The 17,285-nt window shown below is 32.7% G+C and carries 20 protein-coding genes; 4 read left to right on the top strand and 16 right to left on the bottom strand.

All coding sequences use genetic code 11. From position 1 onward, the window contains the following. Nucleotides 1–10: 10 nt before the first annotated feature. From H1D32_RS24695 to H1D32_RS24680, 4 genes are read right to left on the bottom strand one after another with little or no spacing between them, the layout of a single operon-like run. Nucleotides 11–484 carry an isocitrate lyase/PEP mutase family protein gene (locus H1D32_RS24695; RefSeq protein ID WP_261180823.1) on the bottom strand — a complete coding sequence of 158 codons (474 nt, stop codon included), beginning with the start codon at nt 482–484 and terminating at the stop codon, nt 11–13. A gap of 14 nt (nt 485–498) precedes the next feature. Then, entirely contained in the window at nt 499–879 is a 381-nt protein-coding gene (locus H1D32_RS24690; RefSeq protein WP_261180822.1) for an isocitrate lyase/PEP mutase family protein, read from the bottom strand. Next, nucleotides 872–1,162 (bottom strand): FCD domain-containing protein, encoded by a 291-nt coding sequence (locus H1D32_RS24685; protein ID WP_261180821.1) that lies wholly within the window; start codon nt 1,160–1,162, stop codon nt 872–874. The genes H1D32_RS24690 and H1D32_RS24685 overlap by 8 nt, the downstream gene beginning before the upstream one ends. Then, entirely contained in the window at nt 1,096–1,557 is a 462-nt protein-coding gene (locus H1D32_RS24680; RefSeq protein ID WP_261180820.1) for a GntR family transcriptional regulator, read from the bottom strand. The genes H1D32_RS24685 and H1D32_RS24680 overlap by 67 nt, the downstream gene beginning before the upstream one ends. Before the next feature lie 337 nt (nt 1,558–1,894). Between H1D32_RS24680 and H1D32_RS24675 the strand changes: the two genes are divergently transcribed. The 4 genes from H1D32_RS24675 (at nt 1,895) to H1D32_RS24660 (ending at nt 4,676) form a co-directional block, all read left to right on the top strand. After that, complete coding sequence (locus H1D32_RS24675) at nt 1,895–2,323, top strand: class I SAM-dependent methyltransferase (protein ID WP_261180819.1); 429 nt, start codon at nt 1,895–1,897, stop codon at nt 2,321–2,323. Nucleotides 2,324–2,939: 616 nt separating this feature from the next. After that, a complete protein-coding gene (locus H1D32_RS24670; protein WP_261180818.1) occupies nt 2,940–3,209 on the top strand; it encodes a helix-turn-helix domain-containing protein in 270 nt (89 codons plus the stop codon). Between the two features lie 94 nt (nt 3,210–3,303). After that, nucleotides 3,304–3,852 (top strand): competence protein ComK, encoded by a 549-nt coding sequence (locus H1D32_RS24665; RefSeq protein WP_261180817.1) that lies wholly within the window; start codon nt 3,304–3,306, stop codon nt 3,850–3,852. Nucleotides 3,853–3,917: 65 nt separating this feature from the next. Next, nucleotides 3,918–4,676, top strand: a complete 759-nt coding sequence (locus H1D32_RS24660) for a hypothetical protein (protein WP_261180816.1) — start codon at nt 3,918–3,920, stop codon at nt 4,674–4,676. 853 nt (nt 4,677–5,529) lie between these two features. On the opposite strand, the gene H1D32_RS24655 is transcribed toward H1D32_RS24660, so the two are convergent. The 12 genes from H1D32_RS24655 to H1D32_RS24600 form a co-directional block, all read right to left on the bottom strand. After that, nucleotides 5,530–6,849 (bottom strand): restriction endonuclease subunit S, encoded by a 1,320-nt coding sequence (locus tag H1D32_RS24655; protein WP_261180815.1) that lies wholly within the window; start codon nt 6,847–6,849, stop codon nt 5,530–5,532. Between the two features lie 115 nt (nt 6,850–6,964). Then, nucleotides 6,965–7,453: a hypothetical protein gene (locus H1D32_RS24650; RefSeq protein ID WP_261180814.1), complete on the bottom strand. Its 489-nt coding sequence runs from the start codon at nt 7,451–7,453 to the stop codon at nt 6,965–6,967. A gap of 349 nt (nt 7,454–7,802) precedes the next feature. Then, entirely contained in the window at nt 7,803–8,135 is a 333-nt protein-coding gene (locus H1D32_RS24645; RefSeq protein WP_261180813.1) for a hypothetical protein, read from the bottom strand. 443 nt (nt 8,136–8,578) lie between these two features. Continuing rightward, the gene (locus H1D32_RS24640) at nt 8,579–9,289 is read right to left on the bottom strand and encodes a PD-(D/E)XK nuclease family protein (protein ID WP_261180840.1); all 711 of its coding nucleotides are present in this window, start codon (nt 9,287–9,289) and stop codon (nt 8,579–8,581) included. 481 nt (nt 9,290–9,770) lie between these two features. Continuing rightward, entirely contained in the window at nt 9,771–9,986 is a 216-nt protein-coding gene (locus tag H1D32_RS24635) for a hypothetical protein (protein ID WP_261180811.1), read from the bottom strand. Next, a complete protein-coding gene (locus tag H1D32_RS24630; protein WP_261180810.1) occupies nt 9,974–10,330 on the bottom strand; it encodes a hypothetical protein in 357 nt (118 codons plus the stop codon). The genes H1D32_RS24635 and H1D32_RS24630 overlap by 13 nt, the downstream gene beginning before the upstream one ends. Before the next feature lie 200 nt (nt 10,331–10,530). Next, nucleotides 10,531–12,339, bottom strand: a complete 1,809-nt coding sequence (locus H1D32_RS24625; RefSeq protein WP_261180809.1) for a helicase C-terminal domain-containing protein — start codon at nt 12,337–12,339, stop codon at nt 10,531–10,533. A 158-nt stretch (nt 12,340–12,497) separates the two neighbouring features. Continuing rightward, nucleotides 12,498–13,004, bottom strand: coding sequence for a hypothetical protein (locus H1D32_RS24620; protein WP_261180808.1), 507 nt, complete (start codon nt 13,002–13,004; stop codon nt 12,498–12,500). A 1-nt stretch (nt 13,005) separates the two neighbouring features. After that, a complete protein-coding gene (locus H1D32_RS24615) occupies nt 13,006–13,392 on the bottom strand; it encodes a hypothetical protein (protein ID WP_261180807.1) in 387 nt (128 codons plus the stop codon). A 26-nt stretch (nt 13,393–13,418) separates the two neighbouring features. After that, nucleotides 13,419–15,134, bottom strand: a complete 1,716-nt coding sequence (locus H1D32_RS24610) for a DEAD/DEAH box helicase (protein WP_261180806.1) — start codon at nt 15,132–15,134, stop codon at nt 13,419–13,421. Next, nucleotides 15,038–15,316 (bottom strand): hypothetical protein, encoded by a 279-nt coding sequence (locus H1D32_RS24605; protein ID WP_261180805.1) that lies wholly within the window; start codon nt 15,314–15,316, stop codon nt 15,038–15,040. The genes H1D32_RS24610 and H1D32_RS24605 overlap by 97 nt, the downstream gene beginning before the upstream one ends. Before the next feature lie 863 nt (nt 15,317–16,179). Then, complete coding sequence (locus tag H1D32_RS24600; RefSeq protein ID WP_261180804.1) at nt 16,180–16,731, bottom strand: hypothetical protein; 552 nt, start codon at nt 16,729–16,731, stop codon at nt 16,180–16,182. Between the last annotated feature and the right edge of the window lie 554 nt (nt 16,732–17,285).

Raw genomic sequence — 17,285 nt, 5'->3', positions numbered from 1 at the left:
TCCACCTCACTTAGAATTTTAAATACTTGTTCTCTAATTCTTTTATCTTATTAAGCTTAAATAAAGTTTGCCTTTCTTCCCAAGTACAAATATAGTCTTGTAGATTTGCTTGACTTCCCTCGTCATGTAAAATTCCTAAAGCTGTACGAATTCCTTTTATGGCAGCACGTAACGCAGTGTTTGCACAAATCATTATTTTAAAATCCAAGTCCTGAAGCTCTTGTGCACTCAATAGAGGTGTCAAACCACCTTCAACCATGTTTGCCATTTGAGGGATACCTTTTAATTCCTTGGTTATCTTTTGTAATTCTTCAATACTGCGAGGTGCCTCGACGAAGGTAACATCAGCACCTGCTTCTGCATATGCATACGCCCTATCTAAGGCATCGTCTAGACCATTCACAGCTCTTGCATCTGTTCTTGCTACGATGACAAGATCCTTATTTTCTCTAGTATCAATAATAGCTTTGATTTTTTGCACCATTTCTTGTTTTGAAATTACTTGTTTACCAGAAAAATGACCACATTTTTAGGTGAAACTTGATCTTCCAACTGAATACCACCAGCACCTGCTCTTTCAAACTCTCTTACAGTACGAATAAGATTGATAGCGTTTCCATAACCGGTGTCGGCATCAGCCAAAATTGGTATTGTGGTTACGTCTGCCATTTTAGTGACTTGTTGACAAACCTCTGTCATTGTTGTTAAACCAACATCTGCCCAACCTAATTGACTGTTAGATATTCCAGCACCAGTCGCTAACATTGCCTTGAAACCAGTTTCTTCTACTAATCTAGCTGACATTCCGTCAAACGCCCCTGGCATAACAATTATTTCTTTATTCCTTAATAATTCTTTAAATTTTTGCGGTTTATTCATCCTGTTCCTCCTTTAATAATGATTGCAGATAAACCTCAATTGAAGCTACTGCTGAGTTTAAGCTATTTTCGATATGTTTTCTCATTGCCAACTCTGCTCCATCTGCATCTCTTTTTTTAATTAATTCAAATAACTCTACATGTTCAGCTACTGCAGCTGAACTTCTTTGTTCAGATCGGATCGGACCAAGTCTCCGGTACCGACTTATGTGATCATTTAGTTGATATAAGATTTGGGTTGCAGTTTTGTTTCTACTAATATCGTATAGAAGGTGATGAAACATACTTCCAAAATGAACAACATCCTCACTCTTTTTGCCTCAGTAAGAGATCTGGTAATTTCTTCTAATTTAACTACTTCTTCTTCTGTCGCTTTTAACGTTGCCTCTCTTGTTATTAGCCCTTCTAATAACGTCCGAACGTTAAACATTTCTCTAACTTCTTCGGCTGATATAGAAGCAACTCTTAAGCGACCATTTTTCTGACGCTTTATTAATTCCTGTGCTTCTAGTCTTTGTAGCGCCTCACGTAATGGAGTTCTGCTAATTTCTAACTCGTTTGCTAATTGCTCTTCATTTAAAATTTGGTCAGGTTTTAACTCGCATTTAATAATTTTATCCTTAATCTCCATATACACTAAATCCTTAGTAGAAAGTCTAAGCTTGTTTCGAGCCTGCATTCTAGCTACCTCCCTTCTTATTGAAGTTATACAAATTTAATAGTGTATTACTGTATTTATAAATATTTGTATATTTGTATACAATTATACTAACCGAAGTTTCTAAATATTACAACAATTTTTAGTGAAAATAATAGAATTTTTTGAATACTTTGGTAAAATAGATTGAAAATACCCTTTTTATGTTTTACTTCTTAAAAGAATGATTTAAATGTTAACTCTTAATTTATCTAAAGTTTGAGATTTTTTAAGCTCTAGAAAAAAAACTTTCAAACTTTTAAAATGTTTTTTGTAATAAGGATATATAAATCTAATCTTAAAGAATGGAGTTGTAATTATGGTTAAAGATAATTCGCTGAGCATTAATGCATTTAACAATAATCAAACAGCAAAAGATTACAATGAAAAGAAAGGGTTTGACCCCTTGCGTAAAGAAGTTATGTTAAAAGTAGCTCTCAGTGCTTTGAAGGATCTAACTCCTCAAGGAGGATCATTGTTAGAACTTGGCGCAGGAACTGGAATATTTTCAAAACTACTTTTAAACGATAATTATTTTAATGAAATCTTAGTGACTGATGGGTCAGAAGCTATGTTAGAAATTGCGCGGGAACTTATTTCCTCTACTAAATCAAGAATTAATTTCAAATCTTTGACTTTACTAGCGTTTCTTGGACTTTTGAGAATGGGAATAAAAAATTTGATGCAGTCACTAGTTCAATGGCACTTCACTTCGCTAAGGATAAACGGCAATTATTTCGGAAGTTAATGCTGTTTTACACCCTGGCGGAACCTTTGTTTTCGCCGACTATCTTAGGGGATCTACCCCTAAGATAGAAACTTTGATTGGAGCAAAAAGAGCGAGATTAAAGTTAAACATTCCAGAGATAGATATAAATTCAAATTCGGTCAATGAATTTATACAAAATGATCAGAGGAAACAATCTGCAAAAGGAAAAAACTGCGAATCCCTTGAAAACTACTTAAGCTATCTTAGACAATCTGGTTTCTGTGACGTTGACTGTATCTGGAGAGATTATGGCTCGCAGTCTTTGTTGCGAAAAAGAAAAAAGAATAATTTAGGGGCTCTGAAGACCGTCTTCGCTGGCACTGCGGGATTCCCAGAAGCCGAAGAGTGAAGTTGAAAGCATAATGAAAATGAAAAAGGTAACTACCTCCTCCTTATAAAGGGCTTGGACAGTTACTTTTTTTTTCGCTCCTCAACTTTAGTTATAAATTCTCGTAAATTCATGTTTTTTCGGCAGAACATTACAAAAAACTATAAAACTTTCACCTATTATTCATAAAACAAGTAGTTACATACTATAGTTTGTAAGTTTTGTTTCAGTTATTTTCATAATGTTAGTAAAAGGAATGAAAAATAATTGAAACCAAGATTAGTCTGGACTTCCGAGTTAGGTAAATATATTAAAGTTAGTAGAGATAAGAAAGGTTGGTCACAGGATAAGCTAGCGTCTGAAGTTGGTCTTACCCAGCAATACATAAGTGATCTTGAGTTAGGAAAACGTAATTTTTCAAATGATGTATTACTATTAATTGCTGTTTCATTAGACACTTACCCTTCTGAATACTGGCTCAAATTTGAAAATGAAGTCCTACCAGACATTAAAAAACACCTCAAAGAACAGGAGTAATATTACTCCTGTCTCCTGTATCTCCTTCTTTCTAGCATACGAAATTCAATCATTATCGCTACTTTCCAAACCATCATTAAGGAGTGTTTAAAAATTGAATAATGTAATCCTAGCAAACTATAGTGTAAACAAAGATACACTGGCCCTCCTCTCAGTCGCACATCCAGACTATCATACCATCGCCATTGAAACAGATCGTAAGCTTCACATTCGAAAAACGCCGTTTCAGATCATCAAAGCAGCTTGCTTAAAGGGCGGATCCACATATGAAGGAAGACGAGCAGCTGTTACCTATCTTACTGGAGCCAAACACAAAGTACCAATCCCGATTCATCCAACTGAACACATTTACGCGTTTCCTACCTTTTCGCCTACGCAATTTGAATGCTCCTGGATCTTCCACGATCATGTCCATTCTATTACACCCTTTCAACAAAATTGTACGTTGATTACCTTCAAAAACGAACAACAATTAAAGCTTCCTGTCTCTTACTATACAATCGAAAACAAATGTACAGAACTGCTCAATGCATCATCCGCTTTACTCACTTTTCGAACGAAAAAACCTTCTGCATGCCACGTAGTACCCCTGAACTTATCCATTACTAATTCCACGTTAGCCGAGAAAGGAACATCTCCATGAAATCAGGCCACATTAACCAATTCGCTCATTTAAGTCAATTTAACTCTCTTCAAGAGTTCAACAATATGATCAAACATGTAGTAGAAAAATTCAAAACGAACTTTACAAAAAGTGAACTTCTAGCCTTTTCGCAGCTGACTCGTTTTAGTGTCAAAATAATCGGCATTTGCAATGCTCGCATCTGTAAATTGGTCGAAGCAACACAGGACAAAAAGGGCGGGATCTCCCGCTCTACTTTTGAGAGAATGTTACGTAAAGCTAAACAATTAGGCATCCTCTCGATTCACCATACAACACGCGAAAAAGGGGGCTTCTCTCATAGCGTCTATATCTTTCACCGTTTTGACGGAGCGCTAACGGAAAAATTGACAGAGCGTGAACAAACACCAACCTCTACTGTTCCAACAGTTCAACGCGAGAATAGTCCTACTGAAACTAATTCTTTTGAAACAAAAACAAAAAGAATAAAAGATCTTCGTCCTATAACACTAGAAGATTTAGACTATACATACGTCCCAAACTATGTTCCAGAAAGCTTTGTCAAAGTCGTCAAACCATTCTATGATCGAGCAAAGGATATTTGCCAGTTATGGGATCGAGCATTGATAGCTTATCGAAGTCAAAGGTTAGTCGACCCTATCGAACGATTCCTACCGACGATCATTAAGGCTTTTAAGGCGTTGGTTTACCAGTGGAAACATAACAAAATCAACACTAGCTTTATTCAATATTACTACGGGACAGTGGTTGGAATGTTGGCGGTGGAGAGTCGGAGAATTATTGCTGAGCATAAGATAAATGTGAGGCATTGGTTGTATAGGTAGTGGCTAATTGCACAATGAACCTTTGGATCACGACGAAGGTAAGATAATCTGATCATGGGTTCAATACTTTCCAGAAAAAAATAAGAGCCGATTTATAAACCGCCTCTTGTAAAACAGTTACACTGTTGGTTTTATTGCGTTTGTGAAACATAAGTGTGAAACAAGATTTTTCGAGGAGTGCCAGTCCCCTGGAAGCGTTACACTATATACGTTTGGATAGATTACCAATTTTTTCTAATTGTTTACTATAAGGGTTTAAAATGACTGGTCTAATAATAATTGTCTCCTTATTAATCGGTATATTCTCAAACAATCTTGAACACATGTCAAAATTCTCAGCAATTTTATTTTTCCAGTAATCTGATATTAAATATTTACTTTTCAGCATACTTATCAATCCTTTAAAAATTTTTTGAACTAACCTTATTTCACCCTGTTATAAAAAGGCCTAATTCTATGCCCACTAAAAGGAAAATGAGTTTATCATATTCCTTTATAATCCTTTAGTAATCTTATGATTAATGCTTTTATAATCTCCTTTCCTTCAATAGCTTCTTGGATTGGTATCACATTTGGATGTGCAGCTCTATTTCGATACTCTCTTGTAACTTCATAATTTTTTCGAACAACTCTATATCTACAAAGTTTTCATCAAAATAATTTAATATAAACTCTTTAAAATCTTGAAGAATGGGACTTCTTCTTACTGTATTTCCAGTTATCTTTCTAAGAAAAATTGACATATTTCCTAATTCGAAATACCATTGGTTTTCATCTTTTTCTAAAAGCTCTTGCATTTTAACAGCAAAATCGTACGAAGAACTATTTCTTGAGTACGGTCTTCCACTAACATTTAGTTCCAGATCCCATGAGAATTGTTTTTTAATATTGACTTTCGTAACTGTAAATCATGCAAATAAGCAACAAAAATCTTGATTCGTAATTCATTTTCAAGGCTCCTACAATATTGTAGTATATATGGAGATGGGTCCGCTGTTTCTGATCGATTAATATTATCAAATAACATATCCGCTGATGGTAACATTCGCTTACTTAATTCGTGAAGTTTATCCCAATTTGGAACAAGCCATTCCTTTGTTTTTTCAACATATCTATCAAAGGTTTCTAATGTTATTTTATTTACGTTATTATCAATATTTTTTATCATGCTTTGAATAGTCTCTAGATCACCTTTACCTTCTTGCTTTATTTGTTGAATATCATTCTCTATGTTGCTAACTATATTAATCAAATATTGGACTTGTTCATTCACCTCAACCACTGCTTGATTCATTTTTCTTAGTTCTAGAAGAATTTTTTCATACCGGTTGTTTGCAAGATCTTCTAACTGGTTGCTTTCTCGGTTCCTGCTTTTTTCCTGTTTATATTTATCCGTCAGAATGGCTAATTTCTCTTTTAGTTCTATTAGTTCTGTTTGTGTTGCATTCTCAATTCCTTTGTCACTGACTTTGTTAAGATTCTCTATGGGCAATAGTGGGATTCGGATATTTTTAATATCACGAATAGTTAATATTCTTGTATTTTGCAATCTTCTGCTCTTTCTGTCTACCTGTAAGCTAAAAAGGGTGTTGCCATCTTTCGTATTTAAATAGCTTTTAATATATTCATTGTCATTGGATCTGATTATGGCGATGTTATGATTTGCAATTGCAGGTGGATCTGACTCCCTATAAATATAAAACTCACCAGAATTATTCACTAGTGGTGTAATCATATCTCCTGGCTTTAAAATCCTTTCACTATCCCGTTGGCTACATGCATCTAAATATTTATTTTCGGTAAAGAGATGTAACTCGTTCTTTTGAATATGGGATGGCTTTATAATTAAATATTTACCTGTTTCTATCCCTACATCACTTGGAATCATTACTCCTGATAATACAATCGCTATTTCTTCTAGTTTTTTGACTTCCTTATTTTTAAGTTTTTTATTTATTTTTTCAAATCGAGGATTATAGAAATGAGGATCCCATCTCGAACCTTTTAATCTTTCACTACTCACTGAAAAACCGTTTTTTTCAAAATACATTTGTTTTATCTCTTGATAATTACTCGTAAAACTAGGCATTAAAATCTTATCTGATGGAGTACTTTTCTTAATCACAAGGAGTGCCATATCTCTTAAATGCCCTCTAAAGTTACCGGTATCCAAGGACATGACCATCTCTAAATTATAATTAGTAAGAAGGTGGTCTCTATACAATTGACAAATAGAAGGCGCTGATAAAAAAGCATTACTTATTAAAATAACTAATTTGCCTTCGTCTTCAAAATTGACATTGCCTTTTAAGGTAAACAAGAGATGTATTTTGTTTCAAATCCTTCATAATGAATTTGTCCTCCCTTGGAAGACATGAAATAACACAATCAAACTTTTCAGAAAAATTTTTATGTATAGGGTTTTCATTGAAAAGATTAAGATTAGGATAAATTAGTCTACCAATACTTATTTCGTCTGCCAATAAATTATAGCCCTTAAACAAGGTTTCACTAGGAAAAAAGTTTAATAGTTTCCCTGTTGAACAGTTTATATCAATAACTGATTTGGGTTTATCAACTAACGCAATATCAACCATTAAACTTGCTAGTTCATCAGGCAAATCAAGGATTCTTCGAGTGTCAATTAGGCATAAGGAATCATATAGTCTACTCTCTCGAAATTCATTTAAATTTGTTAATTCTTGAAGTAAATTTCTTAAAGATATTTCCCCTTTTTTATATTTGTCTATTAACATTTCAGTTAGTATTCCTTGCATTTGAATTACCTCCTCTTAAGGAATTTTTGCTAATTTTCTTTCGAAACATTCTCAATATCTATTATATCTAGTAGTTATTGTAATTAGTATAAAATTTTAAACATGGACAAAAATGCCTCACTTTTAAGTTATACAAGTGAGGCGAAATAAAATAATTAAATAACAAAAATTTTATGAGTTATATTGAAAAGGTACCTTAATCACATCTAAATAGATATTAAAAAGTACACTACATCATATTCGGTAACGATTACATCCCAAGGGTGGTCAAAAACCTCTTCAACAATCCATTCCACCATCCGCCTCCTCGAAGCCGAATATACTTGTACAATCTCAAAGTGGTCTGGCTTTAAGGCATAATGATTTTAGTTAACTGTACGGAACAACTTATACAGTCGCGTTCTTCAAAGTAGGAACCTTCTTTCTCATCATATACATCATAGTTAATTATTTGTAGGTCTAAATTACAAAATGGACATCTGAGTTGCTCATTATTCAATTCATTTGGACATTTGACTAAAGCTTTAGGCACAATTTCGCTAGATTGAGTTACTATTAAATTGATCATACAATCACTACAGTCAAAATGTAAATCTTTCTTTTGAACACCATCTTCCGTATACTTATTAACATGTTCTAAAATCATTCTTTTCTGACATAACGGGCAATTTAACTCCAACATTTAACCACCTATCCCTCTTTTAAAATAATAATAAATACTTTATTCTTAAGAAATTATGTAGATAGGTTATTAATATGCTTTTTTAAGATTATGAGAACAACACTGGTGACAATATTAGAATTGATATCAATCTACATTAAGCTGCTACGATAGTAAAATTGAGCTTATCCACGTAATTTTAATACTTACAATCACCTTTTTGTTCATTAAAATAAGAGAGATGTATGAATAAACCCTTGAATTAAGCAGACTGTTACGTGTTTATCATTGCTCGAGCTTCCCCTATAGAAAGAACAAACTAGGCGCAACACAAAAGCAAGCTGAATATTTCCAGCTTGCTTACTGAATAAATATGTTGTCTTTTAAATAAGATCATAAGTACAAATTACCACTAATTTATAACTTTATTCAGTAAGAGTAAAATAACAATTCTAGAGATTTAATTAATCGTTAACCCAAATCTGTGTTCTTGGTGTTGATTCTGGGATCCCCGAACTATTATTCCTTTTTAAATCGCAAATAGTTACTTCTTTACCAATTAACTCACAAACATTTTTTTTGAAATGCTTTACTAATAAATTTATTTTTTCTATGGAAACCGTAGACATAATTCTAATAACAGCATACTGAGGATTTTTTTCAATCGACTCAACTTTACCTCGTATATTAAACGAGTTTCCAAAAAAATGATTAACTTCCCAATACCTCTCACATTTAAATTTAAATGAACAAAATAAGCAATTTTTTTCGTCTGGACTTGCCAAATCATTATACGATTTTTTTAAGTCAGTAATATTATCTATAATATTATTTATATTATCTACTATATCAAAAGCAGTTTGAGCTACATATTGAATTTCATCCAAACCAATTTCTTCTTCAAATATCTCTTTATTTAGTGGAATTACTCTAATTTTAATAGACTCTACACTTAATCCTTCTGAACATAAATAGGCATACAAATACATTTGTTCTAATATTGAAGAGTGTAGTTTTTCTTCATCATCATAAATGCTACCGGATTTATAATCCTCAATAATTATCTCCTTGTTTTTGATCCATACTCTATCTGGCTTTCCTTTTAGTTTTCCATTATTACTAGTAAAACTCGCTTCTACAAAATGCCGTTCACTTCTTTTTTCTGAATTAAAAATGTATTCCTAGCATTACATATTTTTAATACCAGAACCTTTAATCTTGCTAGGCGAATATTATATCCTGGCCATTCTTCTGGGGTGGCAGCAAGTGTGGGATATAGATTCTTGATTCAGTAAAAAGACTTTTTGGCATTTTTCTTTATATAACTTTTTTATTTCCTCTATCACATCACTATAAGATAGATTGTCAAAATTCCCCCTATTTACCAATTCAATTATTTCATGACAAACTAAACCAAGTTGAGCTTTCGGACTAAGATATATAAGCTTTTGAAATGTGAAGTCTCGACTTAAATAACCTCTTAATGGACAGTTCTTAAATACTGAAAAAGTGGATGGGGTTAGATATTCTAACCTCTGTGGTACAGGCCAATCAAATACTCTCATCCCATAAGCCTTTCATAAACTTTCATAACTACCCAGCTCGGGCGATGAATTAAATCAAATAAATCAAAGTGGATAGGTGGGTTGCCCATTGTCATTTCAGCCTCTGCAGTAGCATCACTAAGTTGCTCGTTAAATAGTCTTCCCTATTATTTTCCCACAATGGATGCCCAAACAAGAGAGCTGAATCGGCTTCAGGTATTCTTAATGTAGGTACTCCTGAAAACCAAGTACTTTCATCTAACAAAGTAGTATCAAGACCTAATGAATAGGATAAGTTCATTAAACCTTTTTTACTTAATCTTTCCATTTTTCATCTATTAGTGGTGTGAAATTTTGTTTAACTAATAGTTGTGCTACATCTAAGCCAAGTCGCCAATTAAGTAAACTGTGATATCCCATGTTTTCGTAAGTTCGTAAACATTCATAACATGAAGTATCACAATGATGATTTTTAAGTTTAGGTATATACTGGTACGAACCAAGTAAATCATTAAAAATTAAACTTAAATTTTTATCTTCAGAGATAAATTTTGAATATCCAGCTCCATTTATTAATGTATCTCCAATAAATAGTTGACCAATTAAGGACTTGATATTATTCTCTTCCTTAATTACGGGACGGATACCAATTTGTAGTTCGCCTGCATCCACATCTAATAGTGAAGTCGCAACTCTCCTAAATAAATAACCAAAAGAAATTAACCCTGATCTTACTCCTAAATTACTTGGATTAAATGTTACTCCTAGTGGTAATTTAGCAGGACTTAAAATTAGAAGTTCCGTATTCTTAATGGATGCAAGAGCAACCTCTATTTTTTGGTCAGTAATAGATGGGTTAAATCCCTCTTCACCTACTTTACTCTCTTCAATCCAACCATGAAATCGTTTCTTGCTTTAATGAACTTAAAATTACTTCCATTATTATCATTAATTAAATATACATTTCCTTCCTGGAGCCAATATTCAGTATTTCCACGAAACTCTTTGTTAGGTAGGCTTTTGTAATCTTGAGCAAGTTTGGCTACAGTACTTCTTGATACCCATTCAAATGATTCCCGAAAATCTCTTTTTATCCAATCTGTTCTAAATCCTTGAGGTTCAGAAATAGGTATTTTCCTAAATGTACAGTTCGATTGATTAGACAATGGTTCGCCACAAGAGTCGCAACAATCAGGTAAAACACTTTCCTGATCATATAATATATAACAATTTTTGCAATACGCTACCTCTCTAACTTTCCCTAGGGGATTCCGCTCAGCAATAACTCGATTACCAGATACCCAGTAGTGAGCTATTCCAACAGACTTGTGAATAGATTTATCTTTAACAAGTTCAGATCCAGGAGAATATTCATTTATAGCAATTTCCAAATCTCTGTCTACTGTATCTTTATCTAATGCGTGAGGTTTTGTATTCTCAGTTCTAAAACCGTGATGGAGTAATCTAACTCTTGTAGGAAATCCAAACATTGGAAGTAACCCTGCCGTTGCTAAATTTTCACTTAATACATTTTGAGAATATCTTGCATCAGATGCTATTTCGGTTATATCTTTTATTAATTGTCCATTTACAACATATTCTTTAATCCTAGATAGTTCCTGTTCTGATAGTTTTGTACCGTATTTAAGAGTTTGTATTACATTATTAGTTTGTTGAACCCCTTCTCTTGAAGATAAATATCTTTCAATCGTATCTTTATACTCTCCCCATTCTAATTTAAGTCCAAAATTCCCATGAACACTTTCTCCCTTGATTTGTTGCTCAGTTAAACCAGTACTCTTAAATGCATAAAATAACACCTCTTTTACTAAAACTCTTTTAAATATCTTTTCAGATTTCAAATCAATATATGGTTGTGGTGGCGGATCCCCAGTCATCTTATCTAAATTATCAAAATACCAATCGTCATGACTTCTACCCCTGCATAACGTTAAGCTAACTGATAATGCAGTTCCTCTTCTTCCACAACGCCCAACTCTTTGTTGATAATTAAAGCGTTGAGGAGGCATGTTTGACATCGCAACTAACCTTAAAGAACCAATATCTACTCCTGCTTCCATTGTTGTAGTTACGCTAAGAATATCAATTTCTTCAACAATTGGTATGTCTTCATTGTTAAATATCCCTTGAAAAAGTTGCTGTCTACGTGAAGCTTCCTCACTGTCAGTTTGTCCTGTCATTTCCTCACAATGGAATCTTCTCTCTGATTTTTTATCTTCTGCCAAATAACGATAATAATCGTATTCTGTATATTCTATCATTTCCTGTTCTTCTAATCTCGAATAGCAATCTGTACACACATGATTACTTGGATGCAAATGAATTCTGTTACATTTACTACATACAAAAACTTTTTCATTAGGCAATATAAAATATAATTCATTTGGTTTAATTAAGTATCCATTTACACCTGTTAACCCTTCAAAAATTCGTTCCATTCTGTTTTCAATTTCTTTTTCGCTTAGTTTATGTAATTTTGCTACAGCTTTCCAATACTTTTTTAAGTCCCTTGGGGCATTTACAATTTCATATTTTCGTGATCTACCTTCATATCTTTTAGTGATACCTAGAATTCTTATACTACTATCAATAAGTTGTCTCCAAAATCTTACTTCTTTTCCAAGCCATTCTTCTATAGGGTAATTAATATCAACCGTCATGTTTGCAATAACTAGTGACTCAAGATCACGTTTCTTTTGTGAAAAAAGGACATTAACAATAATGTTTTCCTTAAGTTTATTTTCGATTCTACTATATAAGTCTCGCTGTGATTCTGTATTTGTTGACAGTTTAGGATAATATTCATTCTCCCAAGAAATTAAGTTTGTCCACTTTTCTTCTTGATCAGGAGAGGTTTATAGCTATATAACGAATTTTCAGGTCCACCAGGATTTATGCCTAGTTTTAATAGATTTCTAATTAATTCATCCCATAAAAATTCAAGTTTAGGTGGTTCTAATGCTGCAATAATATACTTTTGAATCCTAGTTTTTTCTTCAATTGGTAAATCATCACTATGATGATAATAATCTTCAATATCTCTAGCAGTTCTATAATTATTCTTCCGAAAGTCTTTAGCTAATTTAAGTTCATCAGTGTCATTTGTTTTACCATTTATACTACTAATAAATGCCCTGATTGGCTTATTTTGTTCACGAATAGTTTTAACTATAATATACCTTAGTAAATGTCGATAATGATTTAACTCAATATTTACTGATAGTTTTGCAGCATCTTGTCTACTATCCGAAAACAAAACTACCTTAGGTTTCTCTCCATCGGGTAATTCTCTGAGAAGAGCATCTAACATTACTTGGGCAATCATATCAAAACCAGTTTTTGTCCCCGAATAGGCGAACGGCTCTTCTTTGAACTTTCAATAGGTTCACCTGGAATGTGATTTCCTGATTATCTGCACAATTTGGACACTGTATAGGAAATGCCGGCATTTTATTAGCTACTATCTCTTTATAATTTTCATTATTATGTTGAATTGTGAACCAATAGCCTGTCGATTCAAGACCATCTATTTGAATTTTAGCAGAGTAATTATCCAATCTTGCTGCTTGCCATATAAACTTCATTTTACCTTTGTTCCCATTATTTCTTTCAATTGACTTCTGCCATTCCTGTGACTCAGGATTAATTTGATCTGACGGCCAATAGACTGCATATTCTTTATATCTTTTTGAACTTGGTAATTTATCCGGCAAAGCTTCAAGATCCGGAAAATCAGCACTTAAATAAAATGCCCCCCATTTTCTTCATCTGGATGATTTGAAGCTATTTTGTATCCTCCCAGAAATGGATCACCACAATTCTGACAATAGTAAAAATCCAAAATTTTAGAACCACAAGAACATTGAACTTGTGGTTGGTGATAAAGCTTTCCAACACGCCTTCCTTCATAATTATATTCTTCCTTTACTTCAGAACATTTAGGATTGGAGCAAGCCCATAATCCTTGAAAGTTGCGGAAAAACAAATGGGCTCTTAACGGTAACACAACTTGCCCCTTCCTCCGTGCTGTAACAATGCCATGCAATAAACCACCTATTGCAGACATATCTAAACTTTCATTGAATAGCTCGATTGATAAGTCTTTTAACGAACGTGGTTTTTCACATTGCCTGATAAATGCGTTAAGTACTCCTGATTTTTCTAGTACATAATATAATGAGTCTAAAGGGGAAGAAGGGTCGTAAATACTATTTAAAGATTGACAAAAATTTTTAATGGCTTCTTCTTCTCTTATGCATTTATTTTTAATCTCATGATAAAAACCAATAAAGGAATCTTTCTTATCTTTAAATTCATTACTCTCGTTATAAATAATTTGACCTTCCCGTTCTCCAGTAATAATTTCAAATCTATCTATAGGTATTCCGAAAAAGTCCTCTAAAAAATGTTTCCCACCTTCATCTAAAGATGCACTCGTTGCTAAAACTCTTAGTTGTTTACTATCTGGCGTTAGTCCAAGGCGATCTAATAAGGTTCGGATAACATAGGCTACTTCTGTTCCAGATGTGCCTCTATAAGCATGTAATTCATCTAATATTAAGTAAAAAGAATTTGATTTATCTTCGGCTAACCATTCCTTAGTAGTTTCAAACATCTTCTGTTCAATTTGTCGAGTAAGAATAATATTGAGCATACTAAAATTTGTTATCAAGATATCTGGTGGGTATTCTTGCATATCCCATCGTGAAACTAACTCACTTCCATCAACCTGACTAAGAAATGTTAATTTTTCATCTAATTTCCCTTGTAATTTAAGTTGTAATGTGTTAATTTGCTGATCAGATAAATTATCATCAAATAGAAATTCATTCTCTTTTTCATTTTGTAATTCGAATTTAATTTTCTTTTTGGTCTCATCACACAAATTATTTGTCAAGGACGTAATAAGGTTATGATAATAATCTCTTAATTGAGCTTGGTTATGTTCTAACCCCTGCATTATCCCCTTTAGCTTTCTTTGTTTATTATTATCAGTTGTTTTACCTGGAATTGGTGTTTTTCCAGTATACCTCCCAAAATATAGTTTATTTCCATTCCGATAACTCTTAAGCCAGTTTCTAGCTAAATCACTATCTAATGCTTTTCTTAGACGACCTAATTGATCTTCGACAAGGGCATTTAAAGGATATAAGATTAATCCACGAACCGCTGCTTTTCTAGTTTCATTAGATCTCACTGCCTTCCATTTATTTTCTGTATTCCACCAACTCTCCTCCTTTGGTTTTGGTGGTGTCCAGTTCTCAGACTCTTTCAAAATGTTTGCAATAAGAGGAATTAAAAAACTCTCTGTTTTACCTGAACCTGTACCAGAAGTAACGACTATATTTTTTTGATTTATTAATACATTCTTAAAAGCTTGATATTGGTGTAAATGGAGCGGAAATTCATCGCCAAATAATCCCTTTGCTGCAAAATCAGCAAATCGTCTGGCCATTCTTCATTATTACAAACATCTCTTAAGGTCATATTTGAACTCTTAAATGGGGGCATTGCCTCAATATATGGGTATTGATAGATTATACCTTCTGCTCTTAGCAGTTCATTTCTTTCGGCGGCAAGTTTATCATCACCAAGGGCAAACGGACTATCCATATAACGGATATACATGTTCCTCATCCTATTAAATATCCCCTAAAATATCATCCATTTTTATCCACCTCTTTTTAAAGATTAAGATTGAAACCTAATTTATGTGATACCGATAATGCGATTTCTTGAGGGATATTTTCATATGTTCTATATCGCCCCATCGGTTCTGGTACACTCCCTAAACACAAAACAAAGTACTCGTTCATATAACGGAGGTAATGTATAGCTGTATGTATTTTTAATTTATAATTAGAGTAATTAATTATATTAGCGTTACTTATGCGGCAATAAATATTTTCCCAAGATCACGATCAACCTTTATATATTTTTTATTTGCTAGCTTTGTATAACATTTTGTTACACCATAATCATTAGAATATTAGAAATAACCTTGAGCTATATCCTAATTTCCAATTATGATGTTTGACATCCCACCCCCTAACATTCCAGGATGAAATACTAGGAAGACTCTCCTCATCTAATTCTTGTATAGCATTAATCTCCTCTGGAATCGAAGGAGTAATTCTTAATAAATCAAATGCTGTGTAATCTTCTCCAAAGAAAAAATGGATCTTGTGTTTTACTAGATATTTTTCAAGAATATTAAAATTTTCTGTGATTATATATATCGATGTTGGGACTAGCTCATCTAAAGGTATAGATATTTTAAAACAATTTCATTTATAGAATTACTCTGTAATTTTTTAATTTTTTTTCGAGTTCTTCCTCCTGTAATAAACACAACGTTATCTTTAGACGGGTAGTAATGCTGCTGTTAAAGGCGAATTGGACCAGGTATATTGATTTGTGTCTTGAATTTATTAAATTCAGCAAATCCCAGCTGAGATAGAATCCCCCTAACTTTATATGCCTTTAAAAGAATATTTTCATCACCGCGAAACACCATCTAAGACCATCGACAACACCTTCCATCCTCCGGTTTTTCGAATAGATAAATATTCTACAAACAAATCAATTGGACGGACTAGCTTAGAAGTATTTATCGGTTCTAATTCTTTATCCCTAAATTCTCTAGAATATGGGGCGCAATAGTAATTGATTTTATTTTTACCTAATAGTAATTGTTCCGAATTTGTACATAATGAAATCTCACCTTTATTATTGAAAAATTTAAACGGTTTTGGTAGTTTATCAATCCGACCACTAATATATGCTCCAGAGTATTTATAAATTTCTTTATTAAGGTTAAGTTTAGTTAGATTGAAATTCTCAATTTCATTTTTTATAGAAATATTTTTAAATAAATTAAATGCTTTTGAGTAATGCTTATTTCCAATTTCTATTTTAGAAATATCATCAATAAATAGGTGTTCAATTTTAATATTTGCTAATCCGTCAACTAAGGAAAATAGTTCACTTCCATTAATCTCTATAGTTGACTTAGGTGGAAATGATATTATAATATTTGGTGGCGCTTCCATTAACCAACCATCCCTAGTTAATTTTAATCCACCTTTAAATCTATAGAAAATAAATCTGAATTCATTGAAAAATATTGTCCTAAAATCGTATTACTTATTGATGATCCTACCATAGGTATTACTGACATGAGAGCCCATCTACAAGAAGCATTACTTAAACCTATTTTGTTTTCTACTTACCACCAATTTTTGTTAATCCTATTAGATTAGAAGCAATGCTTTCGTGATAGAGGATATAATGTTTTTGATTCCAACTATATCATCTCTACTTACCCATTCATTTAAACCGAGATCGTTACCCTTTCTAAATATAAATATTTTAGAACCAGGATACTTTAACTTAAGACCAGTATTTTGAATTGTATATACATAGTTTTTCCAACAAGTCATTATCTCCTGAGATTTTAGATATTAGAAAGTGCCTCTTAGATCAAATTGATCGAAATTTAATTTTGAAATATTTTCTTCATCTAAATCAATTAAATTTTGGATATTTGCAAAGCGTTTTAATAGACCTTTTAATTTAAATCCGCCGGAAAATTTCCAAAAGTATT

It is taken from the genome of Anaerobacillus sp. CMMVII (genome assembly GCF_025377685.1).
Classification (GTDB): Bacteria; Bacillota; Bacilli; order Bacillales; family Anaerobacillaceae; genus Anaerobacillus.
This window is presented reverse-complemented; position numbering and strand designations above follow the sequence as displayed.

Coding starts and splice junctions, on each gene's coding strand:
- H1D32_RS24695 (WP_261180823.1), bottom strand. CDS start 484: ATGGTGCAAAAAATCAAAGCTATTATTGATACTAGAGAAAATAAGGAT.
- H1D32_RS24690 (WP_261180822.1), bottom strand. CDS start 879: ATGAATAAACCGCAAAAATTTAAAGAATTATTAAGGAATAAAGAAATA.
- H1D32_RS24685 (WP_261180821.1), bottom strand. CDS start 1,162: ATGTTTCATCACCTTCTATACGATATTAGTAGAAACAAAACTGCAACC.
- H1D32_RS24680 (WP_261180820.1), bottom strand. CDS start 1,557: ATGCAGGCTCGAAACAAGCTTAGACTTTCTACTAAGGATTTAGTGTAT.
- H1D32_RS24675 (WP_261180819.1), top strand. CDS start 1,895: ATGGTTAAAGATAATTCGCTGAGCATTAATGCATTTAACAATAATCAA.
- H1D32_RS24660 (WP_261180816.1), top strand. CDS start 3,918: ATGATCAAACATGTAGTAGAAAAATTCAAAACGAACTTTACAAAAAGT.
- H1D32_RS24650 (WP_261180814.1), bottom strand. CDS start 7,453: ATGCAAGGAATACTAACTGAAATGTTAATAGACAAATATAAAAAAGGG.
- H1D32_RS24645 (WP_261180813.1), bottom strand. CDS start 8,135: ATGTTGGAGTTAAATTGCCCGTTATGTCAGAAAAGAATGATTTTAGAA.
- H1D32_RS24635 (WP_261180811.1), bottom strand. CDS start 9,986: ATGGAAAGATTAAGTAAAAAAGGTTTAATGAACTTATCCTATTCATTA.
- H1D32_RS24625 (WP_261180809.1), bottom strand. CDS start 12,339: ATGACGGTTGATATTAATTACCCTATAGAAGAATGGCTTGGAAAAGAA.
- H1D32_RS24620 (WP_261180808.1), bottom strand. CDS start 13,004: ATGATTGCCCAAGTAATGTTAGATGCTCTTCTCAGAGAATTACCCGAT.
- H1D32_RS24610 (WP_261180806.1), bottom strand. CDS start 15,134: ATGGCCAGACGATTTGCTGATTTTGCAGCAAAGGGATTATTTGGCGAT.
- H1D32_RS24605 (WP_261180805.1), bottom strand. CDS start 15,316: ATGAGGAACATGTATATCCGTTATATGGATAGTCCGTTTGCCCTTGGT.
- H1D32_RS24600 (WP_261180804.1), bottom strand. CDS start 16,731: ATGGAAGCGCCACCAAATATTATAATATCATTTCCACCTAAGTCAACT.